Consider the following 25,700-nt stretch of genomic DNA (forward strand, 5'->3'; position numbering starts at 1 on the left):
TCTCTACAGCTCCCTGGTCTCGACGGTCTGCGAGATCTCCTCGCGCGGAATCAACGTGGGCCACAGGGCCATCACCTCACGCGGCGGCGGGGTGTTCAGCTGTCCGGTGGATCCGATCGGGCCCGTGCCCATGAGCATCACGCACTCGCGGGCGACCTTGCTCGCCTCGGCGCGCGTGGCGCACTTGGCGGCGACGCGGACGCGGACCTCGTTGATGTCCGGGTCCGGTGCGGGCGCGGCCGACCAGTGGCAGGAGTTCACGCCGATCATGTCGAAGCGCAGCTCCTCGGCGTCGAGGTTCACCATCTCCAGTCGCTTGCCGATGATCTCGATCGAGCGCTCGGCCTTGGCCACCGCGTCGGGCCAGGTGACGGAGGACTCGGCTTCGCCGATGAATCCGTCCATGTAGGCGATGCCGGCCTTGAGGGTGTCGGGGCGGGGCTTGCCCTTGGCGCCCCACACCTTGACGCGGTCCTTGGCGACCTCGTCCATCTCGACGTGGGTGAAGTCGGTGATCACCTCGGGCATCAGGTAGTTGCCCGGATCGTGCACCTCGTAGAGCAGGTGCTCGGTGAGCGTCACCTGGTTCACGACGCCGCCGGTGCCGTCGACCTTGGTGATGAACAGCTCGCCGTTCTCGTTGACCTCGGCGATGGGGTAGCCGATGTTCCACGGCTCGGGGACCTCGCGCCACAGGCTCGAGATGCCGCCGCTGCAGGCCGCGCCGCACTCGATCAGGTGACCGGCCAGGATGCCGATGGCCAGGCTGTCCCAGTCGTCCCACTTCCAGCCGAACTCATGCACCAGCGGCGCGAGGATGGCGGCGTCGTCGGTGGCTCGGTCGGAGATGATGATGTCGCACCCGGCCTCGAGCGCCTCGACATAGCCGTAGGCGCCGGAGTAGACGTAGGAGCCGACGATCCGGTCCCGCACGCGGCCGAGGTCCGCGTCACCGGTATCGAGGTTCGTGAAGGTCGCGCCCTGGTCGAGGAGCTCCTCGACCTTGGCCTGGACGTCGTTGGTGGTCACGATGCCGACCTTGAGCTTGGTGATGCCGAGCTCCCGGGCGGTCTCCAGGATCGTGTCCGCGCAGGCCTGCGGGTTCGCCGCGCCCGCATTGGTCAGGATCTTGATGCCCTTCTCCAGACAGATCGGGAGGACGCCGCGCACCACGGCGCGGATCGAGGGCACGTATCCGCGCGACGGGTCCTTCTGCTGCATCTTCTGCAGGGTCGGGATGGTGGGCTCACCGAGGAAGTCGTACGCGAGGTACTGCACGTCGCCGTGCTTGGCGATCTCGATGGCGGGGTCCAGGTTGTCTCCCCAGAATCCGCTACCGGATCCGATTCGGACGGTTTTCATGGCTGTGGATCTCTTTCAGTAGAACTGATCACGAACGGAAGATGGTCTTCGTATCGAGGTAGGCGTCCAGCGCGCCCGGGCCGAGCTCTCGCCCGATGCCGCTGGCCTTCACGCCGCCGAACGGGGCGTCCATCGGGAAGGACGCGGAGTTCACTCCGACGGTGCCGGACACGACCCGCCGCGCGACCTCCGTGGCTCGGTCCTTGTCGGTGGAGAAGACGCCGCCGCCGAGTCCGTAGTCGGAGTCGTTGGCGATCGCCACCGCCTCGTCGACGGTGCCGTAGGGGATCACCACGACGACGGGGCCGAAGATCTCCTCGCGGGCGATGCGCATGTCGTTGTTCACGTCGCGGAAGACCGTCGGCTCGACGTAGTAGCCGCGCTCGAAGCGGGTGTCCCGGCCACCGCCCAGCGCCACGGTGGCGCCCTCGGCCTTGCCGACCTCGAGGTAGCCGAGCACCTTCTCGAACTGCGCGGCGTTGACGAGCGGGCCGTAGAAGACCGAGGCATCACGGGGATCGCCGATCGGGGAATCGACCATGGTCTTGGTGATCACGTCGACGACCTCGTCGTAGCGCGACTCGGGGGCGAGCACCCGGGTCAGCGCGCGGCAGGTCTGGCCCGTGTTCGGCGTGCACGCCGACCGGACGAAGGGCGCGAACGCGGCGAGGTCCGCGTCGTCGAGCACGATGGCCGCCGACTTGCCGCCCAGCTCCAGGGTGACGCGCTTGAGGTCCGCGCCGCACTGCGCCGCGATCGCGCGGCCGGCGGCCGTCGATCCGGTGAAGGAGACCTTCCGCACGGCGGGGTGCGCCACCAGGTCGGCGCCGGTCTGGCGGCCGCCGCTGATCACGTTGACCACGCCGGGCGGGAACCCCGCGGCCTGCGCGGCCTCGGCGAGCACCATCGCGTCGAGGGTCGTCTCGGGCGCCGGCTTGATGACCACCGTGCAGCCGGCGGCGAGCGCGGGCCCGATCTTCCAGGCCGTGAGCGGCTGCGGCCCGTTCCACGGGATGATCGCGGCGACCACGCCGACCGGGACGCGGCTGATGATGACATCGCCGGTCTGGCTGGCGCGTGCCTCCTCGGTCTGGAGGGCGTCAGCCAGGTCCGCGAAGTACCGGTAGTTCTGCACCACCATCGCCTGCATCGCGGACGCGATCGAGATCGGCGTGCCGTTCTCCTGGACGATCAGGGACGAGATCGTGTCCGCCCGCTCGGCGAAGGCATCGGAGAGCGCGCGCAGCAGGCGCGCCCGCTCGGACGGGGCCGTCGCGGCCCACCCGGGCCCCGCGGCGTCCGCAGCGCGCACCGCGGCGTCGACGTCCGTCGCGTCACCGTCGGGAACGGCTCCGAAGACCTCCTCGGTCCTCGGATCCGTGAGCTCGATCCGGCCGGCGGAATGGGCCGGGCGGAACTCGCCCCCGATGTACAGGTGGTCGATGTACGTACTGGTCATAACTCTCTCTCCTCGCTGTCGTTCGGTACAGACTCGGCCCGAGCGGTCTCAGATGATCCGGCGCCGGGCGCCGAGGTAGACGGCTTCCGCCCGGTTGCGCGCGCCGAGCTTGTGCATGACATTGCGGACGTGGAACTTGACGGTTCCCGCCGAGATGAACAGCCGCTGTGCGACCTGTTCGTTGGACAGGCCGCCGGCCAGGCTGCGCAGCACCTCCGCTTCGCGGTTGGACAAGGTCGCATCGCCGCCACCCGTATCCGCGTCGAGCACGAGCGCCACCTGGTCGACGATCCCGCGGAAGACCGGCTCGTCTCCGTACCGCCGCGCCCCGTGCGGACCGCACCAGACGCGTCCGAGGTACTCGGCACCGGAGACCACCGGGTACCCGAGCTCGGCTCCGCCCCGGATCGCCGTCACGACGGACTGCACCGAGTCGTCGGCGGCCTCGAGCCGGACCGGGCCGGCGGGGCCCAGGACCACGGCGTCGTGGGCCCCGGCGCCCACCGGGACGATCGCGCACCAGGCGGTGCCCGTGGTCTGCCGCGCGGCGGCGGCCGCCGCCTGCAGCAACTCCGTGGTGTGGCCGAGCGCCCGGGCGTGCGACACCGCGCACAGGGCCGCAGCGAGGCCGTGGTTCGGCTGTCCGGTCCGGACTGCGGGACGAATGGGCTCGACGCCGACCGGCCGGCCCGAGACGGCCCGGGCCCGGGCGGGACGGGCGTACGCCTGAACAGTCATGAATTCTTCTCCTCGCGGCGCCGGCGACCCTGCGATCGGGATCACATCCTCCATAAAGAATATATCTGATATGCCCCTTCTAGAAGAGGTGGAGCGAGACATTCTTCGAATCGCCGATTCGCGGTCGGCGAAGCCCCGCTCACCGCCGCGGGCCGGCGGGAAACATCCCACCGGCCCGTCGGTTCGCTCGCCTATCCGGATTTCACGCCATCGTGGGCGTCAGCTCCGCTCCATCGACCACGACCGGGGCCGCGCCGACGAGCACGAAGGCGGTGCGACACCATTCGTCGGTCGAGTTGCGCCACCGATGGGCGGTACCGCGCTGCACGATGGCATCGCCCGCGCGCAAGGTGGCCACCTCGCCGCTGTCGAGGACGGCCTGCAGTTCCCCACTGAGAACAACGCCGTAATCCACTGTGGCCGTTCGATGTTCCGGGAATTCACTGTTCGGCGCCCAGTCCACGATGTAGAATGCGGCACCACGCTCCGTCGCGAGGGTCTCGATCACGACGGCCCCGTCGCGCGCGTCCAGGTTGTCCGCCGGGTGCGCGTCGGTCGCCCAGATCCGGTTCGCGAACGCCGACGGCGGAACCTCGAACGCCTCGACCTCTCCGTCGGAGGCGATCACCGATCGCCCTTCGCTGTCATGCCCCGTGACCACGCGCCGCGCTACGTGCTTCATCAGTCCTGCTCCATTCGATCGATCGTTCCTGCCGTTTCGAGGAGTACTGTCCCGACGGACCGGATCTCAATTGAAATTCTTCGAATCGCGCCTTCTTAGAATTCGAATCGAATCGGTCAGTGCCCACATTGACCCACGCCACACTCGAACCGTAGACCGGAAGGATGTCACTTTCCGACCAGCCTCGATACGACCACCTCTTCATCGACGGTGAATGGGTACTCCCTCTCGACGGCGAGACCGCCGAGTCGATCGACCCGGCGACCGGTCGCGGTTGGGCGACGGTCGCGATGGGCGGCCCCGCGGACGTCGATCGCGCCGTCGCCGCGGCGCGCGCCGCGTACCCGGGATGGCGCCGCACCCCTGGTCACGTCCGAGCCGCGCACCTGCGCAGGCTCGCCGACCTGTTCCAGGCCGCGCTCCCCGAGCTCGTCGCCGTGGAATCCCGCGACACCGGTACCCCGATCACGGACATGCGCGGCGGGCTCGCCGGGCAGGTGCAGTGGTACCAGTGGTTCGCCTCGCTCGCCGACAAGACCCACGGTACGACCGTCCCGTTCGACGACACGGTCCACGCATTCACCACGCGCGTGCCGGTGGGCGTGGTGGGCGCGATCGTCCCGTGGAACGCCCCGCTGCTCACGACCTGCCTCAAGGTCGGCGCCGCACTCGCCGCCGGCTGCACGGTGGTGCTCAAGCCCGCGGAGCAGACCCCGGTCTCGGCGTTGCACCTCGCGCGCCTCGTCGCCGAGGCCGGCTTCCCGCCCGGCGTCTTCAACGTCGTGAACGGCACCGGCGCGCGCGTCGGCGCGCACCTCGTGGCGCACCCCGACGTGGACAAGATCTCCTTCACCGGATCCACCGCGACCGGCCGGCGGATGCTGGTCGACGGATCGGCGAACCTGAAGCGGTTCACCTTCGAGCTGGGCGGCAAGGCTCCGCACATCATCTTCGACGACGCCGATGTCGACCAGGCCCTCAACGCCGCCACGGCCTCGGCGTTCCGGCTGTGCGGGCAGAGCTGTGCGCTCGGCTCCCGCGTCCTGGTGCACCGACCGATCTACGACCGGGTCGTCGACGAGTTCCGGCTCCGCGCCGGCCGGGTCCGGGTGGGCATGCCGGATGACGAGTCCGTGCGCATGGGGCCGCAGTCCCACGCCGCGCAGCTCGAGAAGACCCTGTCGTACGTCGACATCGGCCGTGCCGAGGGCGCGGACCTCGTCGCCGGCGGCAACCGGATCACCCGCGACGGCCTCGCGGACGGCTTCTTCGTCGAGCCCACGGTGTTCGCGGGCGCGACCAACGAGATGCGGATCGCCCGTGAGGAGATCTTCGGCCCCGTCGCCACCCTCATCCCGTTCGACGACGAGGACGAGGCGGTGGCGATGGCCAACGACACCGATTACGGCCTCACCGCCGGTCTCTGGACCCGCGACCTGGCCCGCGCCCACCGCGTGAGCAACCGGATCGACGCCGGATCGGTGTGGGTCAACACCTATTCCTTCGTGCGCTGGAACCTGCCCTACGGCGGCTTCAAGGCGAGCGGCTGGGGCCGGGAGAACGGCCTCGACGCGCTCGCTCCGTACCTGGAGACCCGGACCACGGTCATGAGCCTGACCGGCACGTTCCCCGACAATTTCCCCGAGAACTGAGGCAGATCGATGAAGGCAGTGCAATTCCCCGGCGACGGCACGACGGTCCTGACGGAGGTGCCCGACCCCGTCGCCGGCCCCGGTGAGGTCGTGGTCGAGATCCGCGCGTCCGGGATGTGTGGCAGCGACCTGCACATGCGCAACGGGTCGCTCGTGGCGGGCGAGGTCGTGCAGGGCCACGAGCCCTGCGGCGTGGTGGCATCCGTCGGCGCGGGCGTCCTGCCGCAGGTCGCGCGCGTCGGCGACCGGGTGATGATCCACCACTACGTCGGCTGCACGGCCTGTCCGTCGTGCCGGTCCGGGTGGCCGCAGCTGTGCGAGAGCGCGCCCGCGAAGGTGATGGGCCAGACCATCGACGGCGGCCACGCGCCGTTCATCAAGGTCCCCGCGCAGACGCTCCTGCCCCTCCCGGACGCGCTCAGCTTCAAGGCCGGCGCCGCGGTCGGTTGCGGCACGGGTACCGCCTGGGGCGGGCTGCGCCGCCTCGGCGACATCGCCGGCCAGACGCTCGTGGTCTTCGGCCAGGGCCCCGTCGGCCTCTCCGGCACCATGTTCGCGGCGGCGCTCGGCGCCGATGTCATCGCCGTCGACATCGACCCGGTCCGGCTCGCGCGGGCCGAGTCCTTCGGCGCACGCGCCGTCATCAACTCCGCCGAGGAGGACCTCCCGTCCCGGCTCGAGGAACTGACGGGCAGCCCGACGGTGCCGCTCGTCCTCGAGACCTCGGGGCGCGCGAACGCCGACGCACTGCGGGTCCTGGGGACCTGGGGGCGGGTCTGCTTCCTGGGCCTGCCTGGCCACGTCGAGTTCGACGTCCAGCAGCAGTACAAGAAGCAGTGGACCCTCCTGACCTCGTGGACGATGTCGTCGATCGAACAGCAGCGCTGCGCCGAGTTCATCGCGGCCCACGACCTGCCGATCGACGACATCTTCACCCGCAGCTGGTCCCTGGATCAGGCGGCCGAGGCGTACGACTGGTTCGCCGGGCACGCCGACGGCAAGGGCGTCTTCGAGTTCTGACCGGCGGGCACGCCGAACCCACGACGGAGAAGGAGGACCGGGTGGAATCCACGACACTGCTGGCCGGAAAGGTCGCGCTCATCACCGGGGCGGCGAGCGGGATGGGTCTCGCCACCGCCCGGACGTTCGTCGAGAACGGTGCGAGCGTGCTGCTCGCCGATGTCGCGGACGAGGCCGGCGCGGCGGCGGCCGCCGAGCTCGGGGATGCCGCGGCGTATCACCACACCGATGTCACGGACGAGGCGCAACTGCACGCGGCCTTCGACGCCGGCGTCGCCGCGTTCGGCCGCCTCGACATCGTCTTCAGCAATGCCGGCGCCGCGGGCGACCTGTCCCCCGTCGAACAGCTGACCCCCGAGGGACTGCAACGCACGCTGGCCCTGAACCTGCAGGCGCACGCCAGCGCCCACAAGTTCGCCACCCGCAGGTTCCGCGCCCAGGGAACCGCCGGGTCGATCATCACGACCGCGAGCATCGCCGCGCTGCAGTCGGGCTGGAACGGGGCCGCGTACTCCATCGCCAAGGCGGGAGTGATGGCTCTCGTCCGCCAGACCGCGTTGGAGAACAAGGGCACCGGCACCCGGTCGAACGCGATCCTGCCCGGCGCCGTGATGACGCCGATGCTCCCGCCGATGTTCGGGGTCTCCGAGGCCGACGGGCCGCGCTTCCTCGAGGCCGTCGCGGCCGCGATCGGCGGCGAGACCCTGATCGGCCGCACCGGGCAGGCAGCGGACATCGCCAACACGGCCCTGTTCCTCGCGAGCGACCTGTCCGCGTGGATCACCGGGATCGGCATCACCGTGGACGGCGGCGCGATGGCGTACACGAAGGACGCGACGGTGGAGCTGATCGCCGGCGTCGCCGGCGAGTTCGCCTGACGGGCCGAACCCGAGGGTGCGGCGGCCACCGACGCAGATCGCCACCACGACGCTGATGGCGACCGTCGGTACACCGTCTCCGGGTTCGTCCAGGGCGGAATGTTCCTCGGCGGCGCGCTGGTTCCGTCCTTGAGTTGATTCGCTCATACCAATCGCGAATCCGCCTACGTCCCCAGCGAACTGACCGATCCACCAGCTTTGCGCAGGGCCCGCCCGGTCCGAGGCACGCAGGTCCTACAAACAAGGGGACCACCGGAACAACGTCAGGGAGGCCTCACCCATGAAGGTCAATGCAGCAGTCGCCGTCGCGGCCGGAAGCCCGTTGGAGATCCACGAACTCGACCTGGCCGGCCCCGAGGACGGCGAGGTCCTCGTCAAGATGCTCTACGCGGGGCTGTGTCATTCGGACATCCACATCACGCGCGGCGACCTGGAGGCCCGCCTCCCGATGGTGATGGGCCACGAGGGCGCCGGCATCGTCGAATCGGTCGGGCCCGGCGTGACGCGGGTCAAGCCCGGCGACCACGTCGTCCTGTCGTTCATTCCGAGCTGCGGCGTGTGCCGATGGTGCGCGACCGGCCAGCAGGGCCTGTGCGATTGGGGCGCCACGATCCTCGAGGGCAACCTCCCGAGCGGCCGGTTCGCCTTCACCGGTCCGCTGGGCGACTACGGCGCCATGTGCATGCTCGGCACGTTCAGCCCGTGGGCGACGGTGCACCAGAACTCCGTGGTGCCGGTCCGCGACGACCTGCCCCTCGACAAGGCCGCGCTGGTGGGTTGCGGTGTACCTACCGGCTGGGGATCGGCGGTCAACGCTGCGGACGTCCGCCCCGGCGATGCCGTGATCGTGACCGGGATCGGCGGCATCGGGATCAACGCGGTGCAGGGTGCTGCGCTGGCCGGCGCGCGCCTGCTGGTCGCCGTCGATCCGCTGGAGAACAAGCGGGAGGCCGCCCTGCGGCTGGGCGCGACGCACGCCTTCGCCACGGTCGCCGAGGCCGTGGAGATGCTGCAGGACGAGACCAACGGCAACGGCGCAGACAAGGCGATCGTCACTCCGGGACTGGTGACCGAGGAGATCCTCACCGAGAACTTCGACGCGGTCGGCAAGGGCGGCACCGTCGTCCTGACGGGCGTGAACGGCTTCGCGGAGAAGACCGTGAACGTCCCCGGCGCCTTCCTCACCTTCTTCAACAAGACCATCAAGGGCAGCACCTTCGGGCACTGCAACCCGACGCGGGACATCCCGCTGGTGCTCGACCTGTACACCAAGGGACAGATCAAGCTCGACGAGCTGATCACGCGGACGTACCGGCTCGACGAGATCAACCAGGGCTACGACGATCTCCTGGAGGGCCGCAACCTCCGCGGAATCCTGGTGCACGAGCACTGACATCCGAGCGGGCGCGACCGTGGTCGCGCCCGCTCGGATCAGCCCCGGAACACCGGAGTGCGACGCGCCTCGAAGGCCGCGATCCCCTCCGCGGGATCGGGTCCCGCCATGACATCGAGGACCGCCCGCCGCTCGCGCTCGAGCCCCTCGTCGAGCGAGAGCGCCGCGCTCGCGCGGCCGAGCTCCTTCATCGCCGCCAGGCCCGGCGCGCTGCGGGCGGTGAGGCGCATGCAGTACTTCAGCGCCTCGGACTCGAGCTCCTCATCCTCCACCAGGTAGCCGACGAGACCCCAGGCGTGCGCCGTCTCCGCGCTGATCCAGCGCCCCGAATACATCAGGTCGAGCGCGCGCGACATTCCCACCGCCCGTGGCAGGCGCTGCGATGCGCCCCACGCCGGGACGAGCCCGTACTGGACGTGTTGGTCGCCGAACCTGGCGGTCCGCGACGCGAACACCACGTCGCAGCCGAGGAGCAGTTCCAGGCCACCCGCGAGCGCCAGCCCGCGACAGGCCGCGACCACCGGGAACCGGCTGCGCTCGAGCTGGCGAATGGTGTCGTTCACCAGTCGGAGGAAGTCGTCCAACCGCGCGCGATCGGACATCATCTGCTTGGCCTCGATCAGGTCGCCTCCGGTGCAGAAGTTCTCACCCCGCGCCCGCACCAGCACGACGCGCACACCCGCGCCGGGCTCCTCGAACTCCGTGATCGCCCGCGAGAGCGCCTCCCAGGCCGCGCGGGTGAACGCGTTGTTCTTCGCGGGGCGATTCAACTCGATCACACCCAGGGCACCCTCAATGCCGGATGTGACCGGTGCGCCCGGTTCTTCTGCCATGTGAACTCCTTCGACTGGTGAACGTACGCGGCCTTCCCGGCCACCTGTGATGCGGTTACGGCTCCCCGAGCAGGCCGGCGAGCGCGTCGTCGTCCGCGCCGCGGGGGCGCGCGGAGTGCAGCGGCGGTGGCCGCACCCCGTCGAACGACAGCGGCAGCCCGACGATCGGGATGTCGTCACCGGCGGGCGCGTCGATCAGGGCCAACGCCTTCGTCTGCGGATGCTCGACGAGTTCGGCGATCGACTGCACCGGTGCGCACGGGACCCCCGCGGCGCCGAGAACCGTGCGCCAGTGCTCCCGCGTCGCGGTGCGGGCGACGCCCTCGATGAACCCTTCCAGCTCATCACGGTGCGCCAGCCGCCCCTCGTTGGTGGCGAACCGCGGATCCGAGATCCACTCCGGATGCCCCAGCGCCCTCGCCAACTTCGCGAACATCCCGTCGTTCGCAGCGCTCATCACGAGGTCCCCGTCGGCCGTCGGAAAGGCGCGATGCGGAACGATGAAGGCGATCCCCGAGCCGTGTCGCCCGCCCGGATCGCCATCCGCGTGGAAGCCCGCGATCGCGACCGTGTTCCACCCGATCGCCGTCTCGAGCAGCGACGAGTTCACCGAGGCGCCGACGCCGAGCCGTCCCCTGCGGACCAGGGCGGAGACGATGCCGAGCGCGGACCACAGGCCGGCACCGAAGTCGACGATCGAGACGCCCGCGCGAACCGGCGGCCCCGACGCCTCACCGGTGAGACTCATGATTCCCGCGAACGCCTGCATCAGGGGGTCGTAACCCGGTTCGGTCCGCATCGGTCCGACGTGGCCGAACGCTCCCAGCTCACAGTGCACCAGTTCCGGCTTCAACGCCCGCAACGCCGCCGCATCGAGGCCGTAGTTCTCCGCATTCCCCGGCCTGAGGTTGTGCAGGAAGACATCGGCATGGTCCCGAATCAGTCGCTGGAGGCGAGCGAGGTCACGGTCGTTCTTGATGTCCACACTGATCATGCGCTTGCCACGGTTGAGTGCGTGGAAGGCCGCGCCGTCTCCGCGCCACTGGCTCGGACCCCATCCGCGTGAGGAGTCCCCGGTCGGACGCTCGACCTTCCACACGTCGGCGCCGAGCGCGGCGAGTACCTCGCCCGCGTACGGACCCGCCGCGCTGTCACCGAGTTCCACGACCACGACGCCGTGCAAGGGAAGTTCCGGCGCCGATCCTCCGCCGCCGTCCTGCTTGGACCACGCGTCGCTCATCGCACCGTCAGCCCGTCCCGGTAGACCGCGTCCAGCACCGTCTGGTCGACGATCGACGCGGCCGCCGGAAGGCCCTGGACCCCGAGCAGCCCCATGATCTTGTAGTCGTCGCTCTGCAGTCGTTGCACATCGATGCGGAACATCCCGGACTTCTTGGTGTATTCGGTCTCGACGAGCGGAATCGCGGCGAGATTCGATCGCTTCTGCTGCTCGCGCTCCAGCCCCAGAGTCCGGCCGTACTTGTTCATCGTCAGGTCGACCGCGTGATCCGGGTCCGCAGCGTTCCTCTGCCACCCCTTCACAGTCGCACGCATGAACCCGATCACGGCGTCCCGGTTCCGCGCCAGGAACTCTCGCTTGCAGAACACCACGTTGGCGTACATGGAATATCCCATGCTGTGCGCCGACGTGACGATGAAGTCCTTTCCGGGCACCTTCGACTGGGTCAGCTCGAGCGAGATCGGCTCGTTCGTCAGGACGCCGGAGAGAACGTTCCCGACTCCTTTGACGAGGATGGACGGATCGTAGCCGCGGACCTTGAAGTCGTACCTCTCCGGGAGGTTGTTGACCTTGAGGATGGCGTTGAGAGTGTTCTGGTGGCCCTGGTTCGCGAGGATAGTGGCACCGACCAGGTCGGAGGCCGATCGCACGGGCCGTTCCGGGAGCGAGATGTAGCAGTTGGCCGCTTGCTGCCATGTCGTTCCGAGTAGGACGAAGTCGTTCTTGTTCGCGATCGACTGCATGATGAAGGGCATCGACGCCCCGACACCGATATCTGCGCTTCCCGACGAGACGAGGACGGTCGGATCGGGCTTGTTCTCTCCGCCGGTCGCGAAGGTGACGTCGACCCCCTGGTCGCGGTAGTACCCGCTGTCGTCCGCGATCCAGTACCCGGCCCATTGCACGTTCGGCGTCCACCCCAGGGCGACTCGCAACCCCTTTCCCGATCCACCGGACGAGGTGGCCGAGCTTCCGCACGCCGACAGCACGGCGCCGGCTCCCGCCGTCGCGCCGGCTGCCAGTACGCCCTTCAACACTGCACGGCGCGACAGCGCCTGATTCCTACTCATCGAACAGTCTCCTCGTCCCTAAGATGATCGCTGACGCGGTTTTCGTGATTCATGTGAGGCGGCGCCGTCCGACGCGCTCAACGGTGTTGGTGAGGGTGTAGAGCAGCACGCAGAAGATGGTGGCGATCGCGGCGCCGCTCCAGGCGATGATCGGCTTCCCGAAGTTCATCGACTCCACGAAGAGGTGCCCCAATCCGCGGTCGCCGACGAGGAACTCACCGAGGATGGTCCCCGTTACCGCCGCCGGTCCACTGACCCGTGCCGACATGAGGATGTTCGGCGCAGCCGACGGCAGTTCGAGGAGCAGCACGCGACGCCACCTCGACGCCCCGTACACGGTGAAGATGTCGCCGATGGAGGCCGAGGTCGCCTGCAACCCCGAGAGCGTCCACGCGAAGGCCGGGAAGACGACGATGAGCACGGTGATCATGACCACCGACGAGTTCTGATAGCCGAAGACCCTCGCGAGGATGGGGATGAACACCACGATCGGAATCGTGCGGATCAGGATCGCCGTCGGGGTCACGAGCCCGCCGATCAGCGGCGAGAAACGCACCGCGATCGCGAGGACGACTCCGACGACGGTCCCGACGGTGAGGCCCATCAACGTGACCGCGAAGGTCGTCCCCGTGTCGTTGAGGAACCGGCCGGTATCCGTCAGCAAGGTCCTGCCGACGTCCCCCGGTCCGGGCATGACGACCACGTTGTAGTCGCCGATCCGCACAACGGCTTCCCACACCACGATCGCAAGGACCACGGCCCAACTGCGGCGCACCACGAGCGCCATCAACCTGATCATGTCAACACCCCGTACGCGTAGCGTCGCAGTGCGGTGACGACGAGATAGGCGCCTCCCGACAGTGCGACGGTGATGAGGGAACTCGCCCAGAGCGCGTTCATCTGAAAGTTCTGCATCTGACTCACCAGCAGCACCCCGATCCCCTCCGAGGCTCCGAACCATTCGCCGAACACCGCGCCGAGCACTGCCGCCGGCACGGCGAGGGTCATCCCGTCGAGGATCGAGGGAATCGACCGCGGCGCCTGCAGTCGCAGGTACCGCTGCCACCGACTCGCGCCGAGAGTCGAGAACCAGTCGTCCGTCGCCTGCTCGGCGTCCGACTGCGCGCTGGTCGCGGCAACGAAGACGACGAAGCCGACCGCGAGCGCCGCGAGCACCGTCGGCGTCGTGTCCGGGCCGACGACGGTGATCAGCAGCGGCGCTATCGCCACGATCGGGATCGCATGGAGCACCCCCACCAGGGTCGTCAGTCCCGGGCGCAGCTGGGTAGCGATCGCACTCAGCGCACTCAGCGCCGTGGCGACCGCCGACCCTATCGCGAAGCCCCACCACGCGGAACTCGCCGTACTCGCCAGCGCCGACAGCACGAGGTCGCCACTCCCCGGGGCCCGTAGGAAGTCGAGGATCCCCGACATCGACGGCCAGGTGGCCCCGGCGACCCCCGAGACGCTGATCACCTGCACGACGGCGATCAACAGCACGACCCCGGCGGCCGTGACGCCCAACCGCTTCACGGTCGATCCGGTTGCACGAGAAGGTCTGTGAACCGATCGACGAGCCGGTGGAACTCGGGTTCACGGGTGATCGCGCGATCGCGCGGATGGTCGAACTCCACCCGCTGCACCTCGAGCACCCGCCCGGGCCGGCCCGTCATGACGACCACGCGATCCGCTAGGAAGACGGCCTCCGCCACGTCGTGCGTCACCAGAATGGTCGTCGGACTCGTCTCCGCCCAGATCCGGGCGAGCTCGAGGTTCATCCGTTGCCGGGTCACGGCGTCGAGCGCCCCGAAGGGCTCGTCGAGCATGAGCACCTCGGGCTGCAGGGCGAGCGCACGGGCGATCGAGACCCGCTGTCGCATACCGCCGGACAGCTGACGCGGACGCGCGTCCTCGAACCCGTTGAGCCCCACGAGTTCGATGAGCTCCTGGATCCGCGCCGCGTCCGGCTTGCGCCGGCTCAGCCGGAACGGCACCTCGAGGTTCTTCCGGACGTTGAGCCACGGCAGGAGGGCGTTCTCCTGCAGCGCGACCCCGACCCGGTGCTCCGCGACCGTCTCGTGGGGAGCGCGGCCACCGATGGTGATCGTGCCCGTCGACGGTTCCTCCAGCCCCGCGACCGTCCGCAGGACCGTCGACTTCCCGCAGCCCGACGGGCCGAGGATCGCCACGAACTCCCCGGCGGCGACGGTGAGGTCGAACCGGTCCAGCGCGCGCACCGTCGATCGCCAGCCGAGCCGGAAGTCCTTGGTCAACCCGGTGATGACGATCTCGCCGGCCGCCTCGGACCGCCCCTCGCGCGCCGGGGACGGCGCGATCCGGGTCACCACGCGTAATCCTCGGGCGCGGTCCGGTAGCCCGGGAAGATCTCGTCGAGACGGTCCATGTCTTCTCCAGACAGATCCAGATCGACCGCGGGGATCGACGATTCGAGCTGTTCGACCGTGCGCGGCCCGATGATCGGCGCCGCCACACCGGGCCGATGCAGCAGCCATGCAGTCGCCACAGTGGCGGGCGCGGCGCCCAGCTCGCGGCAGAACTCCTCATAACGAGCCAAACGATCAGGCAGGGTCTCGGCGGCTTGGAGCGCCCTGCCCTCACGCCGCCGCACGGCCCCTCCGTCCGCGCCGACCGCGGCCGCGAGGAACCCGCCGTGGAGGGGCGCGTACGGCAGGATGCTCATCCCGTACGCGATCGCAGCGGGGATCAGTTCCCGTTCGACCTCGCGCTTCACGAGGTTGTAGAGCGACTGCTCGCTGACGAGACCGAGCAGGCCTCGTGCGCGCGCCGATTCCTGTGCCTGGGCCAGGTGCCATCCCGCGTGGTTCGACGTCCCTGCGTAGAGGATCTTCCCCTGATTGCGGAGGACCTGGAGGGCCTCCCAGATCTCGTCCCAGGGAGTGGAGCGATCGACGTGGTGCAGCTGATACAGATCGATGTGGTCGGTCTTGAGCCGGCGCAGGCTGGCGTCGCACTCCCGCCGGATCGCCAAGGCGGACGCCCGACCCGAGTTCGGCCAATCGACCGTCGGGTTGTAGAGCTTGGTGGCGATGACCGTCCGCTCCCGCCTACCGCCTCCGAGCGCGAACCAGTCACCGATGATCTCCTCGGTGCGGCCCCTCCCCGAGTCCTCGCCGAGCGGCACCTCCTTCTGCGACGTCACGCCGTAGACGTTCGCGGTGTCGAAGAAGTTGATCCCCGATTCGTGGGCGTGGTCCATGATCGCGTGGGAATCGGTGGCCGACGTCCGCACGCCGAAATTCATGGTGCCGAGAACGAGCCGACTCACCTGCAGGCCCGAACGTCCCAATTGGGTGTACTTCATGTGCTGTCTCTCCTACTGTCAACCGAGCGAACGTGGATCGGGGTCGTGATCGTCACACCGGTTCGACGACGGCCGGCCGCTTCGCCCGCTCGATGGCGGCCGCGTAGATCTGCTCCTGCTGTTCCCGCGGCGTGATGGCCGGGTACGTGGGCCCCTCGGCACCGACGCAACTCGGCAGCGGGGCGATCGACGTGTCGATAGCAGGAAGGTAGAACAGCACGATCGACTTCCTCGAATGATCGGTCTCCGGCGGGGTCACGACCCGATGGGGCGTCGCGGGGAACAATCCGTTCGTCCACCGCGTCATCAGCTGCCCGACGTTCACGACGTACGCGTCGTCCCGGACGGGCACCGTGACCCGCCGACCGTCCAACTGGAGCACCTGCAGCCCGTCGTAGCTGCCCCGCTGGTGCAACAGCGTGAGCACGCCGCTGTCCCCGTGCTCGGGCAGGAGCACCCGCTGCACGGGAAGTTGATCACTGGCCGAGTAGTACTTGCACGCGAAGTTGCTGGCGTCGTTCTGGAAGAACTGCGCGAAGTAGGTGGGATCGAGGTCCAACGAACGCGCGAACAGCGACATCATCAGGTCACCGAGTTGCTTCGTCGCCTCGAACAATTCGTTCACGGAATCCCGGAATCCCGGGATCTCCGGCCACGGGAAGGTGTTGAAGTAGTCCGCGTAGGCGGGGTCCACCCCAACGCGGACGGCCTCGTCGGGCGACTCGATGCTCGCCGTCTCCCAGCTCTCCATCACGGCACCGTCCTCGATCCCCTTCGTCGAGCGGCTGTAGCCGCGCATCAGGTCGCCACTCGGGGACTTCCACGCGTCCTTCTGCGCCTGGGGGCGGGCGAACAGCTCGTCCATGTGCGCGTAGTACGCGTCGATCAGCTCCGGCCGGATCCCATGACCGATCACCTGGCAGAAACCGCCCGTCGAGATCGCCTGATGCACCTCGCGCGCAACCGCGTCCGGGTCAGTGCCGTCGATCGCCGAGCTGAGATCGACGACGGGGATGTGGATGGATGTCATGCGGCAACTCCTTGTGCGTAAACGTTTAACCAGCAGTGGCAGTACAGTAGCACCCTGTGACTGACATCACGCCGAATTCGGCAACAAGACAACAGATCGCAAAACGCGTCACGATCCGAGACGTAGCCAGTGCGGTCGGCGTCTCCGTCGCCACGGTGTCCCACGCGGTCAACGGCACGGGCCGCGTGTCCCGCGCCCGTGCCGCCGAAATCATCGCTGCGGCGGATCGGCTGGGGTACCGGGCGTCGCGCCACGCGCGAGCGATGAAGGTCGGGGGCGGCCTTGCCATCGGGCTGTTCACGACCCATCCCGTGGACACCTCGGCGCACACACTCAGTCAGACCGAGTGGTACGCGCGAACCGCGCTCTCCGCCGCGACCGAGTGTTTCGATCGTGGCGCGACGCTGATGCTCGCACCGCCGATCGATCGAACCCGATCGGCTCGCGAACTCCCGATCGACGGCGCACTGGTCGTCGACCTCGACCGGGATCCCGTGCTGGCGGAGGAACTGGCGGCCCGCCGGATTCCGGTCGTGGCGATCGGCGGCCTCGTGCACCCACCGGCGATGTCGGTCACCGTGGATCCGGCCCAGATGATGCGCCTGGCGTTCGACGGCTTCCGTGCACACGGACGCCGAACTCCCGTGCTCGCACTGGAATCCGGTGACCGCCCCTTCGACCAGGCGATGATGGAAGCCCATCGGATCTGGTGCGCGGAGAACGCCACGGAACCGATCGTGACGACCAACGGCGTCGGCGACGGACCGTTCGACGCGCGAGCTCGCCGGACGTGCGAGAGCATCATCGAGCAGCGGCCCGACGTCGACGCCGTGCTGGCGCCGTTCGACGCCATCGCCGCGATCTGGTGCGCGGCACTCACCGCATCGGGCCGGTCGATTCCGCAGGACGTGGAGATCGCGACGAGCCACGGCCGGGTGACGATGTCAACGCCCGGGACCTACACGTCGATCGACGTTCGCCGCGAGGAGATGAGTTCGACCGCGGCCCACTTGCTGATGGACCGTCTGTCCACCGGCGAGGACGTGGGGAGCCGACTGCTCACTGCGCGGATCATCGACTAGCGCGGCGGCAACCCGAGCGCGGTGATCTCCACGAACGCGTCGAAGCCCTCGGGACCCATCTCCCGGCCGATTCCGCTTCTCTTCACGCCGCCCATCGGGGCGGTGAAGCCGGTCGGATTCCCGTTGATCTCGACGACCCCGGTACGGATACGCGTGGCGATCCCTTCGGCCCGCTCGACGTCGGCGCCGAAGATCGAGCCGCTGAGACCGTAGTCCGTGTCGTTCGCTATGGCGATCGCATCGTCGGTGTCCCGGTACGCGATGACCGTCGCTACGGGCCCGAAGATCTCCTCCCGAGCGATAGTCATCCGCGGCGTGACGGCCGCGAACAGCGTCGGGTCGGTGAACCACCCGCGGTCGGGCACACGGCCACGACCGCCCCCGGTCACGGGGGTCGCCCCGTCGCGGATGCCAGACGCGACCATTCGTTCGACGCGTTCCCGGTGCGCCGACGTGACCAGCGGACCTATCTCCGTCGCGGGCGACGCGGGGTCGCCGACGATCAGATCGCCGACCAGGCCGGCCAGCCCGTCCACGATCTCGGTCTCCCGGTGCGCGGGCACGAGAATGCGGGTCTTCGCACTGCATACCTGTCCCGTGTTGCGATACGCACCCCGGACGACGGCCGGGAGCACCTCCGCCAGGTCGGCGTCGTCGAGGAGGATCGCCGCGGACTTGCCTCCCAGTTCGAGCGTGCAGGGCCGGACCAACGCGCCACACAACGAACCGATCCGACGACCCGCGGTCGTGGATCCGGTGAACGAGACCTTGTCGACCCCCGGGTGCGTCACCAGGTACTCCCCCACCTCGCGCCCCGCCGGTACGATGTTCACGACGCCCTGCGGCAGTCCCGCTCGGTCGAGCGCCTGCGCCAACAGGATCGCGTCCAGCGGCGTTTCCGGCGAGGGCTTGACCACCATCGTGCAACCCGCGAGAAGCGCCGGCGCCAGCTTCTGCATGATGTTCAGGTGCGGGGCGTTCCACGGGACGATCGTCGCCACCACTCCGACCGGCCGCCGCAGCACCCGTGCCCGTCCACTGGCGGATTCCCGCACCGATTCGAAGGGGTACACGCGAGCGAGATCGATCATCGCGTCAAGGATGCCCCGCGCCCGCGTCGTGTGAATCGAATAGGCGTCCGAGATGGGCGCCCCCATCTCGGCGGAGACGGTGCGCGCCATCTGCTCCTCGACGCCGGCGAGTTCTCCACTGAGCGCCTCCAGAACGCCGATCCGCTCCACCAGGGGCATCCGCGCCCAAGGACCTTCGTCGAACGCCCTCCGCGCGGCCCCCACCGCTCGGTCGATGTCCGCCTTCGAACCGTCGGGGACGGTCGTGATCTCCTGCTCCGTGTACGGCGAGATCACTGGAATGGTCCGCTGCCCCGCCGGAGCGATCCACTCGCCGCCGATCCACAACCGATCTGTCAGTTCATGCCACATCTACTACTCCTTCGAAGCGCTGCCGTGCTCGACGCGGGGCGAGAATTCCTGCCGCGATGGAGCACGCACAGGGGACCGAGAAAGACCTGACTCGACCCGCTGACACACACCGGTCTGCGGGGAGGCGGCGAACGCCGCACTACCGGATACTAGTACAGCGGCGAACTCCGCGTGTTCGGAAGCGACACATGGGTTCTGGCCTCGATCGGTACAGCCGTCATCCGCCGGGCCCCCGAAGACTGCAGCGGCGAAGGGACCTCGCGCGCCACGCCCATGCATTGGTAATGCCTGCACCAATAACCCCCCAAAGAGGCAGTTGTGACGGCGGACACGCCGAAAATACGATTGTGCGAACCGTCGGTGCGACCGCCGGGCCGCCAACCCGGCCCGCCCCGTCGCGGCGGATCCCCAAGCATCCAAGGAGCCTGTAGTTGTTCGCCCCCATCATCGCCCCGCAGGCGTCCGCGCCCCCGCGTCGACCGCGACGCGGCACGACGCGCCGACGCCTCCTCGCGGCGGCGGGCACCCTGATCCTCGCCGCCACCGCGGCGTGCTCGACCACCGACGCCCCCGGCCGGACGACGATCGTCATCGCGGACAGCTTCTCCGCCAAACATCCGGTGGGGGCGGGTGTTCAGGCGTTCGTCAAGGCGCTGCGCGCCGACGGCGCGAAGGTCGGGATCGACGTCGACTACTACGCCGCCGGACAACTCGGGAAGCAGAAGGAGATGCTGACCCTGGTCCGCACGGGCGCGGTCGACATGGGCATCATGATCCCTTCGTACCTCGCCAACGACCTGCCGCTGTCCGGCGTCGGCGACCTTCCGGGCTTGGTCGATGATCCGTGCGTCACCACCCAGGTCCTCGATCCGCTGGTGCGTCCCGGGGGAATCGTCTTCGAGAAGGAGATCAAGGCCCGCGGGATAGTGCCCGTGTACGGCGCCTCGATCGCCGGCTACGAGGTCTTCACCAGCACACGGGCGATCCCCACGCCCGAGTCGATCCGGGACCTGCTCATCCGTTCGCCGGGCGGTGTCGGCGACCGTGTGGCCGCGGGCATCGGAGTCACTCCCATCACGATGCCCGTGAACGACCTCTACGAGGCCGTATCGCGCGGCACCGTCGACGGTGCGCTGCTCGCCCGCTACGCCATGATCTCGTACAGCCTGCAGGAGGTGCTCACCCACGGCACGCAGGACGCGAATCTCGGCACTGTCACCACGTGGATGTCGATGAACGCCGCGAAGTGGAACGGGCTCAACGATGCCCAGAAAAAGGTCGTGCTCGACGCCGGCGAGATCGGTCGGGCGACTGCCTGTAAGTCCGTCGCCGCCGCGGACACCGCCGCGGTCGCGACGCTGAAGAAGGCGGGCGTGACATTCGACCCCGTCACCCCTGAGACCCGCCCCGGCTGGGATGCCGCGCTCGCGGGGATCAGGACCAGCTGGACGCGGGATCTCGACGGCGTCGGGCTGCCGGCGTCCGAGGTCCTGCGCGCTGTCGAGGCACGGATCGGGGAGGTCGTCCGATGAGCCCGATCGTCCACCCCTTCCGCGAGGGTGCCGCCGAGCGCACGACCTTCGGCTACCGCACCCAGGACCACCCCGGCCTCGACCGCATCCAGAACGCCGTCTCCGCCGTCGCCGGTACGGTCGCCGCCGTTGCCGTTGTCGTGATGGTGGCGCTGACGCTGCTCGACGTGGCGCTGCGCACCTTCTTCGGCGCCCCCATCGGCTGGTCCGTCGCCTTCATCGAGCTGTACCTGCTGCCGATCGCCGCGTTCTTCGGCATCGTGGTGGCGTACCGGAGCGGCGCACACGTCGCCGTCACGAGCCTGTACGAACGATTCCCGATCCCCGTGCGCAAGGCGATGCTCATCATCGGATACCTCGTGCTGCTGATCGGCCTCGCCGCCCTGTTCTGGGCGGGCCTGCAAGCAACGCTCTTCGCGATCTCCACGGGCGAGGGGCCGGTTCCCGGCTCGTCCGAGCTGCCGCTGCCCGGATGGCTCATGCGCGCGATCGTCCCCGTCGCGACGGGGCTGGGGCTGGTGCTCGTCCTCATCGACCTGGGGCGCGAACTCGCTGCGCCGTGGACCGCGACCGCGACCGACTACGACCCCGGAGACGAGGCGAGTCGCGCCGTGGCCGAAGCGGAAGCCGCCTTCACGAACGACGATTCCACCACTGCGCCGCAGGGAGACACCCGATGATCGCACTCGCCATGATCGTTCTCCTGATCGGGTTGATCCTGATCCGGGTCCCCGTTTCGTTCGCCATCCTCGGCTCGGGCCTGGTGGGCCTGCTCCTCCAGACCACCGTCGGCTCGACGATGGGCGTCATGGAGATCATCCCGATCAGCTCGGTCCAGAGCCTGTCGATGACCGCCATCCCCCTGTTCATCCTCATGGCGCACCTGATGCTCCTGTCCGGGATGATGGATTCCCTGTTCGCGGCCGGCCGCGCGGTCTTCGGGCGGCTGCCCGGTGGGACCGGTATCGCGTCCACCCTCGCGGGCGTCGGCTTCGCGGCGGTGTCGGGCTCCTCGACCGCAGCCGCCGCCACCCTCGCCGAGACCACCAGCAAGGAGATGATCCGGGAGGGCTACCGGCCCACCACGGCGACGGGGATCGTCGCCTCGGTGGGCACGCTCGCGGGCATGATCCCGCCCAGCGTGATCCTCGTGTTCTACGCGGTCACCGCCGAAGCCAGCGTCGGCGACATGATCGTCGCCGGCCTGGTGCCGGGCCTCATCATCGCGGTCGCACTCCTGGTCGCCATGTACCTGCCGGTCCTGCGCAATCCCGCGGTCGTCCCCGCGGGCGCGCGCTCGACGATGGCGGAGAAGGGGCGTGCGATCGTCCAGGCCTCCCCGATCGCCGTGATCTTCCTCGCGGTGGTCGGCATGATCTACTTCGGCATCGTCACCCCGACCGAGTCCGCCGCGATCGGCTGCGCCGTGGCACTGGTCCTGGTCGCGGTCCGCCGGCGCCTGAGCATCACCGGCCTCGTCCACGCGGTGATCGAGACGATCAAGGCCAGCGCCATGATCTTTGCGATCGTCATCGCCGCCCACGTCTTCGGGCATGCCTTCGCCCACACCAAGGTCGCGGACGCGATGGTGACCTGGGTCAAGAGCCTGACGGTCCCGGCCTTCGTCGTGATGTTGATCCTGCTGGCGATGTACGTGGTCCTCGGGTTCTTCATGGACCAGATCGCGATCATCGCGCTGACGGTGCCCATCCTCGTTCCGGTGGTCGCCGCGCTCGGCTACGACAAGATCTGGTTCGGGATCTTCGTCGTGCTGATGGGTGAGATCGGCCTGATCTCACCTCCGCTCGGCCTCAACGTCTTCGTGGTCGCTCGGTCGACGGGCCGTGATACCTGGGAGGTGTTCAAGGGCGCGGCGCCGTACGCGGTCGCGATGGTCGTCGTGGCCGTCGGGTTCATCGCGTGGCCCGACGTGGTCACGTGGCTGCCGTCCGTGCGATGACCCGGACGGCGCGGGTCAGGCACCGTCGGCGATGACGACCGCGCCGTCGGTGCCGGACCCGTAACAGGACCGGAGAAAGCTGCGGAAGCCGTCGACGATGCCCGTCGCGTGCACCTCACCGATCAGTGTCTCCGCGGTGACCCGGACGCCGGGCAGGGGATCCCGACGGATCAGGTCCAGGGTCTGCAGGTAGCGGGCCGACAGATCGCGGTACAGCGCCTCCGGGCCGGAACCCTCGCTGGCGTTGACGGTCAGGTGCAGGCGGCCGGGTCCGGCCCCGCCCGTGCGCAGCCGCTCCCGGTACAGGCGGTAGACCTCGCTCTCGGACGAGAGGACACCCGGGCTGCTGGCACCCACCGTCCGGAACAACCGGCTGGGCCGGGCGAAGGCGTACAGCGAGAACAGCGCGCCGTAGGAGTAGCCGAAGAGGCCGGCATCGTCGGGGTCGATGCGCCAGCCGGCTGCGATCTCGGGATGCAGTTCGTCCTCGATGAAGCTCAGGAACCGGTCGGCACCGGTCGACGAGAGCTCGTCGACGATCCGGCGGAAGGTCTCCTCCGGGAGCAGGCCGCGGTCGACGCGCGGTCGCAGGTGGTCGGCCATCTGATGTGGGAAGGGCTCGCCGGGCGGGACCAGATCCCGATTGCGTACTCGGATGAAGTCGCGGGCATCGTCCCCGACGTAACCGATCGCCACCTGGACGTGGGGCCGCACCGGACGGACCGGATCGAGCGACATCGCCGCCCCGAGCGGCGCGGTGAGCGCGACCTGCATGTTCGCGTCGGTCACGTAGAGCACCGGCAGCGGATCCGTGCCGAGCGCGTACGCGGGCGGGACCGTGACCCACACGCCGAACGGGGCGCCGACGGCCTCGGACCGGATGGTGAAGAACCGCGTACCCGGGATCATCTCGCTCAGTTCGGGTGCTCCGGGGGTGAGGGACGATCCGTTCATGGGGTTCTCCGATCGCGTGGGGATTGCGCACCGAACCCGTCCAACGGACAGTGTCGGATCGGGCTCTTCAACAATAGAATCCACAATATGTGATAGGTCGTCGGTCCTCGCGATTTCGCGCGAGCCCGCACCGATGGCCCGGAAGGAGTCCCATGGCGACGACGGCACTGCGGGCGGTCGGCACCGCCGCGATCCGGGGGCTGCGCCCGGGGCGGCCATTGCACGACCCGACGCGCCTGGCCCGGGTCGCCGTCGGGATGATCGTGGCCGCCGTGATCGGCTACGCGCTGCACGAACCGGTCGATCAGATGATCCTGTGCGTCGGCGCATTCCTCAGTGCCATCGGCTGCCTGATGCCGCACACGCGGCACCGGCTGGCGGCCGCCTCGGGCACTGCGGTCGCGCTCGTGGGCGCGGCGGCGGTGGGCGCGGTGATCATGCAGCGCTGGTGGGTCGTGATCCCCCTCGTCGCGGTGGGCCTGTTCGTCGGCGGGCTCTGCCGCGTCGTGACCGTCGGATTGAGCATGCGCATCATCGTCGTCACCATCACCTTCCTGGCGTTCGCCGAGATCACGCCTTCGCGGAATGAGTGGGGCGGCGAGATCGGCCTGTTCGCCGCGGGCGCGGCGATCATGGTCGCGGCCCAGTTCCTTCCGCCCTACGAGCCGCGGTACGCGGTCCAGCGCGAGGCGCTCGCCGCGCTGTACGAACGACTCGCGACCGACGGGCCCTACGGCCCCGCGCTACTCGCGGCCGAGCGGAGCGTCGCCACGGTGCATCGGCTGCCCAACGCCGGGCGGCGCACGGCACTGATCGAACTCGCCGAACAGATCGGCCGCCTCCGCCTGATCGACGAATCGTCCGCGGCCGACCGGGCCGCCATCGACGACGACCTGCGCGCCGTCGCCGCGGCGATCAGATCGACACCCATTCGGAGCGATGACTCCCACGTGCGCGACGAAGGTCCGCTGCCGGCCGACGTGGATGCGGCGCTGCGGAGCTGTATCGAGAACGCGATGACGATCGCCACCGGCGGACCCGCCCGGCGGCCGTCGGACGACCACCTGCCACCGTCCGCCCTCGACCTGGTCCGCGAGGAACTCCGCCCGTCCTCGCCCTACGCGCACCACGCGGCGCGCCTGGCGGTGTCGGCGGTGGTAGGCCAGCTCGCGGGCATGGCGATCGGAGCCGCACTCGCGCCGCGGATCGTCGAGCCCGCGCACGGCTTCTGGGTCGTCGTCGCGGTCGTCCTGATCCTCGTGCCCGACTACGGTGAGACCTTCTCCCGCGGTATCGCGCGCACGATCGGCACGCTACTTGGCGCGGCGCTCGGCATCGGCATCGCCTTCCTCGGCAATGATCCGCTGCTGCACACGATCATCCTCATCGTCCTCTTCCTGGGTTATCTCGCCTTCCGCTCCTGCGGACAACCGTGGACCATGTTCTGGGTCGTGGCGTGGATCGGGATCCTCACTCCGGGACCGGAAGGCGCGCTGACCCGCGGGCTGTACACCGTCGTCGGCTGCGTGATCGCCTTCGCCACCTACGCGATCGCTCCCACCTGGCACCGGCCGCGCCTGCGCGCATCGCTGCTCAGTTGGGCGGACGCCGAGGCCGACCGGCTCGCCGCGCTCGCCGCGCTCTGGCGCGCTCCGAGCGAGGCGCACCGGCTCACCGTGGCCGAGGCGACCGGGCGCAGCCGCCTCGCCCGCATCGAGTTCACCACCGCGGGCGAGCTGGCACAGCGTGAGCCCGCCCGGCACGACGAGCCATGGTCGAACGAGAGCATCGACGCGGTGTCCGGCGCGGTGCTCGGAGTCGCCCGTGAGGTGGCCGCCCTGGCGGGCCGTCAGGAGCTGGACACCGATGCGCAGGCCGGTGCGGAGAACGCCGACGACGGTGCCGTCCGCCTGCGTGCGCTCGGCGCCCCGGCCGACGAAGGTCCCGGAGCCGGCGCCGATGAACCACTCGGCGCCGCGATCGATTCGCTGGCCTCGGCCCTGCCGCGTCCGGGCCGGTAGGCCCGCTCC

23 protein-coding genes are annotated in these 25,700 nt (G+C 69.2%); 9 read left to right on the forward strand and 14 right to left on the reverse strand.

The features are described 5' to 3' along the window. Nucleotides 1-3: 3 nt before the first annotated feature. The 4 genes from ABZX10_RS12590 to ABZX10_RS12605 form a co-directional block, all read right to left on the reverse strand. The gene (locus ABZX10_RS12590) at nucleotides 4-1,362 is read right to left on the reverse strand and encodes an acyclic terpene utilization AtuA family protein (protein WP_355539664.1); all 1,359 of its coding nucleotides are present in this window, start codon (nucleotides 1,360-1,362) and stop codon (nucleotides 4-6) included. A 28-nt stretch (nucleotides 1,363-1,390) separates the two neighbouring features. After that, nucleotides 1,391-2,821: an aldehyde dehydrogenase gene (locus ABZX10_RS12595; protein WP_355539667.1), complete on the reverse strand. Its 1,431-nt coding sequence runs from the start codon at nucleotides 2,819-2,821 to the stop codon at nucleotides 1,391-1,393. Between the two features lie 48 nt (nucleotides 2,822-2,869). After that, nucleotides 2,870-3,559, reverse strand: coding sequence for a LuxR family transcriptional regulator (locus ABZX10_RS12600; RefSeq protein ID WP_355539670.1), 690 nt, complete (start codon nucleotides 3,557-3,559; stop codon nucleotides 2,870-2,872). Between the two features lie 202 nt (nucleotides 3,560-3,761). Then, the gene (locus ABZX10_RS12605) at nucleotides 3,762-4,241 is read right to left on the reverse strand and encodes a cupin domain-containing protein (protein ID WP_355539673.1); all 480 of its coding nucleotides are present in this window, start codon (nucleotides 4,239-4,241) and stop codon (nucleotides 3,762-3,764) included. A gap of 164 nt (nucleotides 4,242-4,405) precedes the next feature. Here ABZX10_RS12605 and ABZX10_RS12610 point away from each other — a divergent pair, with 164 nt between their 5' ends. The 4 genes from ABZX10_RS12610 to ABZX10_RS12625 all read left to right on the forward strand — a co-directional run bounded on the left by ABZX10_RS12610 (nucleotide 4,406) and on the right by ABZX10_RS12625 (nucleotide 9,184). Further along, the gene (locus ABZX10_RS12610; RefSeq protein WP_355539676.1) at nucleotides 4,406-5,893 is read left to right on the forward strand and encodes an aldehyde dehydrogenase; all 1,488 of its coding nucleotides are present in this window, start codon (nucleotides 4,406-4,408) and stop codon (nucleotides 5,891-5,893) included. 9 nt (nucleotides 5,894-5,902) lie between these two features. Beyond that, nucleotides 5,903-6,913 (forward strand): alcohol dehydrogenase catalytic domain-containing protein, encoded by a 1,011-nt coding sequence (locus tag ABZX10_RS12615; RefSeq protein WP_355539679.1) that lies wholly within the window; start codon nucleotides 5,903-5,905, stop codon nucleotides 6,911-6,913. Between the two features lie 41 nt (nucleotides 6,914-6,954). Next, complete coding sequence (locus ABZX10_RS12620) at nucleotides 6,955-7,791, forward strand: SDR family oxidoreductase (protein WP_355539683.1); 837 nt, start codon at nucleotides 6,955-6,957, stop codon at nucleotides 7,789-7,791. A gap of 280 nt (nucleotides 7,792-8,071) precedes the next feature. Beyond that, a complete protein-coding gene (locus tag ABZX10_RS12625; RefSeq protein WP_355539686.1) occupies nucleotides 8,072-9,184 on the forward strand; it encodes an NDMA-dependent alcohol dehydrogenase in 1,113 nt (370 codons plus the stop codon). Nucleotides 9,185-9,222: 38 nt separating this feature from the next. On the opposite strand, the gene ABZX10_RS12630 is transcribed toward ABZX10_RS12625, so the two are convergent. From ABZX10_RS12630 to ABZX10_RS12665, 8 genes are read right to left on the reverse strand one after another with little or no spacing between them, the layout of a single operon-like run. After that, a complete protein-coding gene (locus ABZX10_RS12630; RefSeq protein ID WP_355539689.1) occupies nucleotides 9,223-10,017 on the reverse strand; it encodes an enoyl-CoA hydratase/isomerase family protein in 795 nt (264 codons plus the stop codon). 55 nt (nucleotides 10,018-10,072) lie between these two features. Further along, nucleotides 10,073-11,257, reverse strand: a complete 1,185-nt coding sequence (locus ABZX10_RS12635) for a CoA transferase (RefSeq protein ID WP_355539692.1) — start codon at nucleotides 11,255-11,257, stop codon at nucleotides 10,073-10,075. Continuing rightward, nucleotides 11,254-12,327, reverse strand: coding sequence for an ABC transporter substrate-binding protein (locus ABZX10_RS12640; protein WP_355539695.1), 1,074 nt, complete (start codon nucleotides 12,325-12,327; stop codon nucleotides 11,254-11,256). The genes ABZX10_RS12635 and ABZX10_RS12640 overlap by 4 nt, the downstream gene beginning before the upstream one ends. A gap of 49 nt (nucleotides 12,328-12,376) precedes the next feature. Further along, nucleotides 12,377-13,126: an ABC transporter permease subunit gene (locus ABZX10_RS12645; RefSeq protein WP_355539698.1), complete on the reverse strand. Its 750-nt coding sequence runs from the start codon at nucleotides 13,124-13,126 to the stop codon at nucleotides 12,377-12,379. Next, nucleotides 13,123-13,860, reverse strand: a complete 738-nt coding sequence (locus tag ABZX10_RS12650) for an ABC transporter permease subunit (RefSeq protein ID WP_355539701.1) — start codon at nucleotides 13,858-13,860, stop codon at nucleotides 13,123-13,125. The genes ABZX10_RS12645 and ABZX10_RS12650 overlap by 4 nt, the downstream gene beginning before the upstream one ends. Next, nucleotides 13,857-14,675 carry an ABC transporter ATP-binding protein gene (locus ABZX10_RS12655; protein WP_355539704.1) on the reverse strand — a complete coding sequence of 273 codons (819 nt, stop codon included), beginning with the start codon at nucleotides 14,673-14,675 and terminating at the stop codon, nucleotides 13,857-13,859. Before ABZX10_RS12655 ends, ABZX10_RS12650 begins: the two co-directional genes overlap by 4 nt. Further along, nucleotides 14,669-15,670, reverse strand: a complete 1,002-nt coding sequence (locus ABZX10_RS12660) for an aldo/keto reductase (RefSeq protein WP_355539707.1) — start codon at nucleotides 15,668-15,670, stop codon at nucleotides 14,669-14,671. Before ABZX10_RS12660 ends, ABZX10_RS12655 begins: the two co-directional genes overlap by 7 nt. Nucleotides 15,671-15,722: 52 nt before the next feature. Continuing rightward, a complete protein-coding gene (locus ABZX10_RS12665) occupies nucleotides 15,723-16,700 on the reverse strand; it encodes a 2-oxoglutarate and iron-dependent oxygenase domain-containing protein (RefSeq protein WP_355539710.1) in 978 nt (325 codons plus the stop codon). A 56-nt stretch (nucleotides 16,701-16,756) separates the two neighbouring features. Here ABZX10_RS12665 and ABZX10_RS12670 point away from each other — a divergent pair, with 56 nt between their 5' ends. Then, the gene (locus ABZX10_RS12670) at nucleotides 16,757-17,782 is read left to right on the forward strand and encodes a LacI family DNA-binding transcriptional regulator (protein ID WP_355539713.1); all 1,026 of its coding nucleotides are present in this window, start codon (nucleotides 16,757-16,759) and stop codon (nucleotides 17,780-17,782) included. Here ABZX10_RS12670 and ABZX10_RS12675 read toward each other — a convergent pair. After that, nucleotides 17,779-19,224, reverse strand: a complete 1,446-nt coding sequence (locus ABZX10_RS12675; RefSeq protein WP_355539716.1) for an aldehyde dehydrogenase — start codon at nucleotides 19,222-19,224, stop codon at nucleotides 17,779-17,781. The two genes, ABZX10_RS12670 and ABZX10_RS12675, sit on opposite strands and share 4 nt — an antisense overlap. A 431-nt stretch (nucleotides 19,225-19,655) precedes the next feature. Between ABZX10_RS12675 and dctP the strand changes: the two genes are divergently transcribed. Genes dctP through ABZX10_RS12690 form a run of 3 tightly spaced genes read left to right on the forward strand, consistent with a single transcriptional unit; the run spans nucleotide 19,656 to nucleotide 22,716 of the window. Next, nucleotides 19,656-20,756: a TRAP transporter substrate-binding protein DctP gene (gene dctP, locus ABZX10_RS12680; protein WP_355539719.1), complete on the forward strand. Its 1,101-nt coding sequence runs from the start codon at nucleotides 19,656-19,658 to the stop codon at nucleotides 20,754-20,756. Next, a complete protein-coding gene (locus ABZX10_RS12685) occupies nucleotides 20,753-21,436 on the forward strand; it encodes a TRAP transporter small permease (protein WP_355539723.1) in 684 nt (227 codons plus the stop codon). Before dctP ends, ABZX10_RS12685 begins: the two co-directional genes overlap by 4 nt. Beyond that, nucleotides 21,433-22,716: a TRAP transporter large permease gene (locus ABZX10_RS12690; RefSeq protein ID WP_355539726.1), complete on the forward strand. Its 1,284-nt coding sequence runs from the start codon at nucleotides 21,433-21,435 to the stop codon at nucleotides 22,714-22,716. The genes ABZX10_RS12685 and ABZX10_RS12690 overlap by 4 nt, the downstream gene beginning before the upstream one ends. A gap of 15 nt (nucleotides 22,717-22,731) precedes the next feature. Here ABZX10_RS12690 and ABZX10_RS12695 read toward each other — a convergent pair whose 3' ends face one another. After that, nucleotides 22,732-23,670, reverse strand: coding sequence for an alpha/beta hydrolase-fold protein (locus ABZX10_RS12695; protein WP_355539729.1), 939 nt, complete (start codon nucleotides 23,668-23,670; stop codon nucleotides 22,732-22,734). Nucleotides 23,671-23,822: 152 nt separating this feature from the next. Here ABZX10_RS12695 and ABZX10_RS12700 point away from each other — a divergent pair, with 152 nt between their 5' ends. Continuing rightward, on the forward strand, nucleotides 23,823-25,691 hold the full coding sequence (locus ABZX10_RS12700; RefSeq protein WP_355539732.1) for an FUSC family protein: 1,869 nt from the start codon (nucleotides 23,823-23,825) through the stop codon (nucleotides 25,689-25,691). The last annotated feature ends 9 nt before the right edge of the window (nucleotides 25,692-25,700 follow it).

This window comes from Tsukamurella sp. NPDC003166, from assembly GCF_040611135.1.
In the GTDB taxonomy this organism is placed as follows: domain Bacteria; phylum Actinomycetota; class Actinomycetes; order Mycobacteriales; family Mycobacteriaceae; genus Tsukamurella.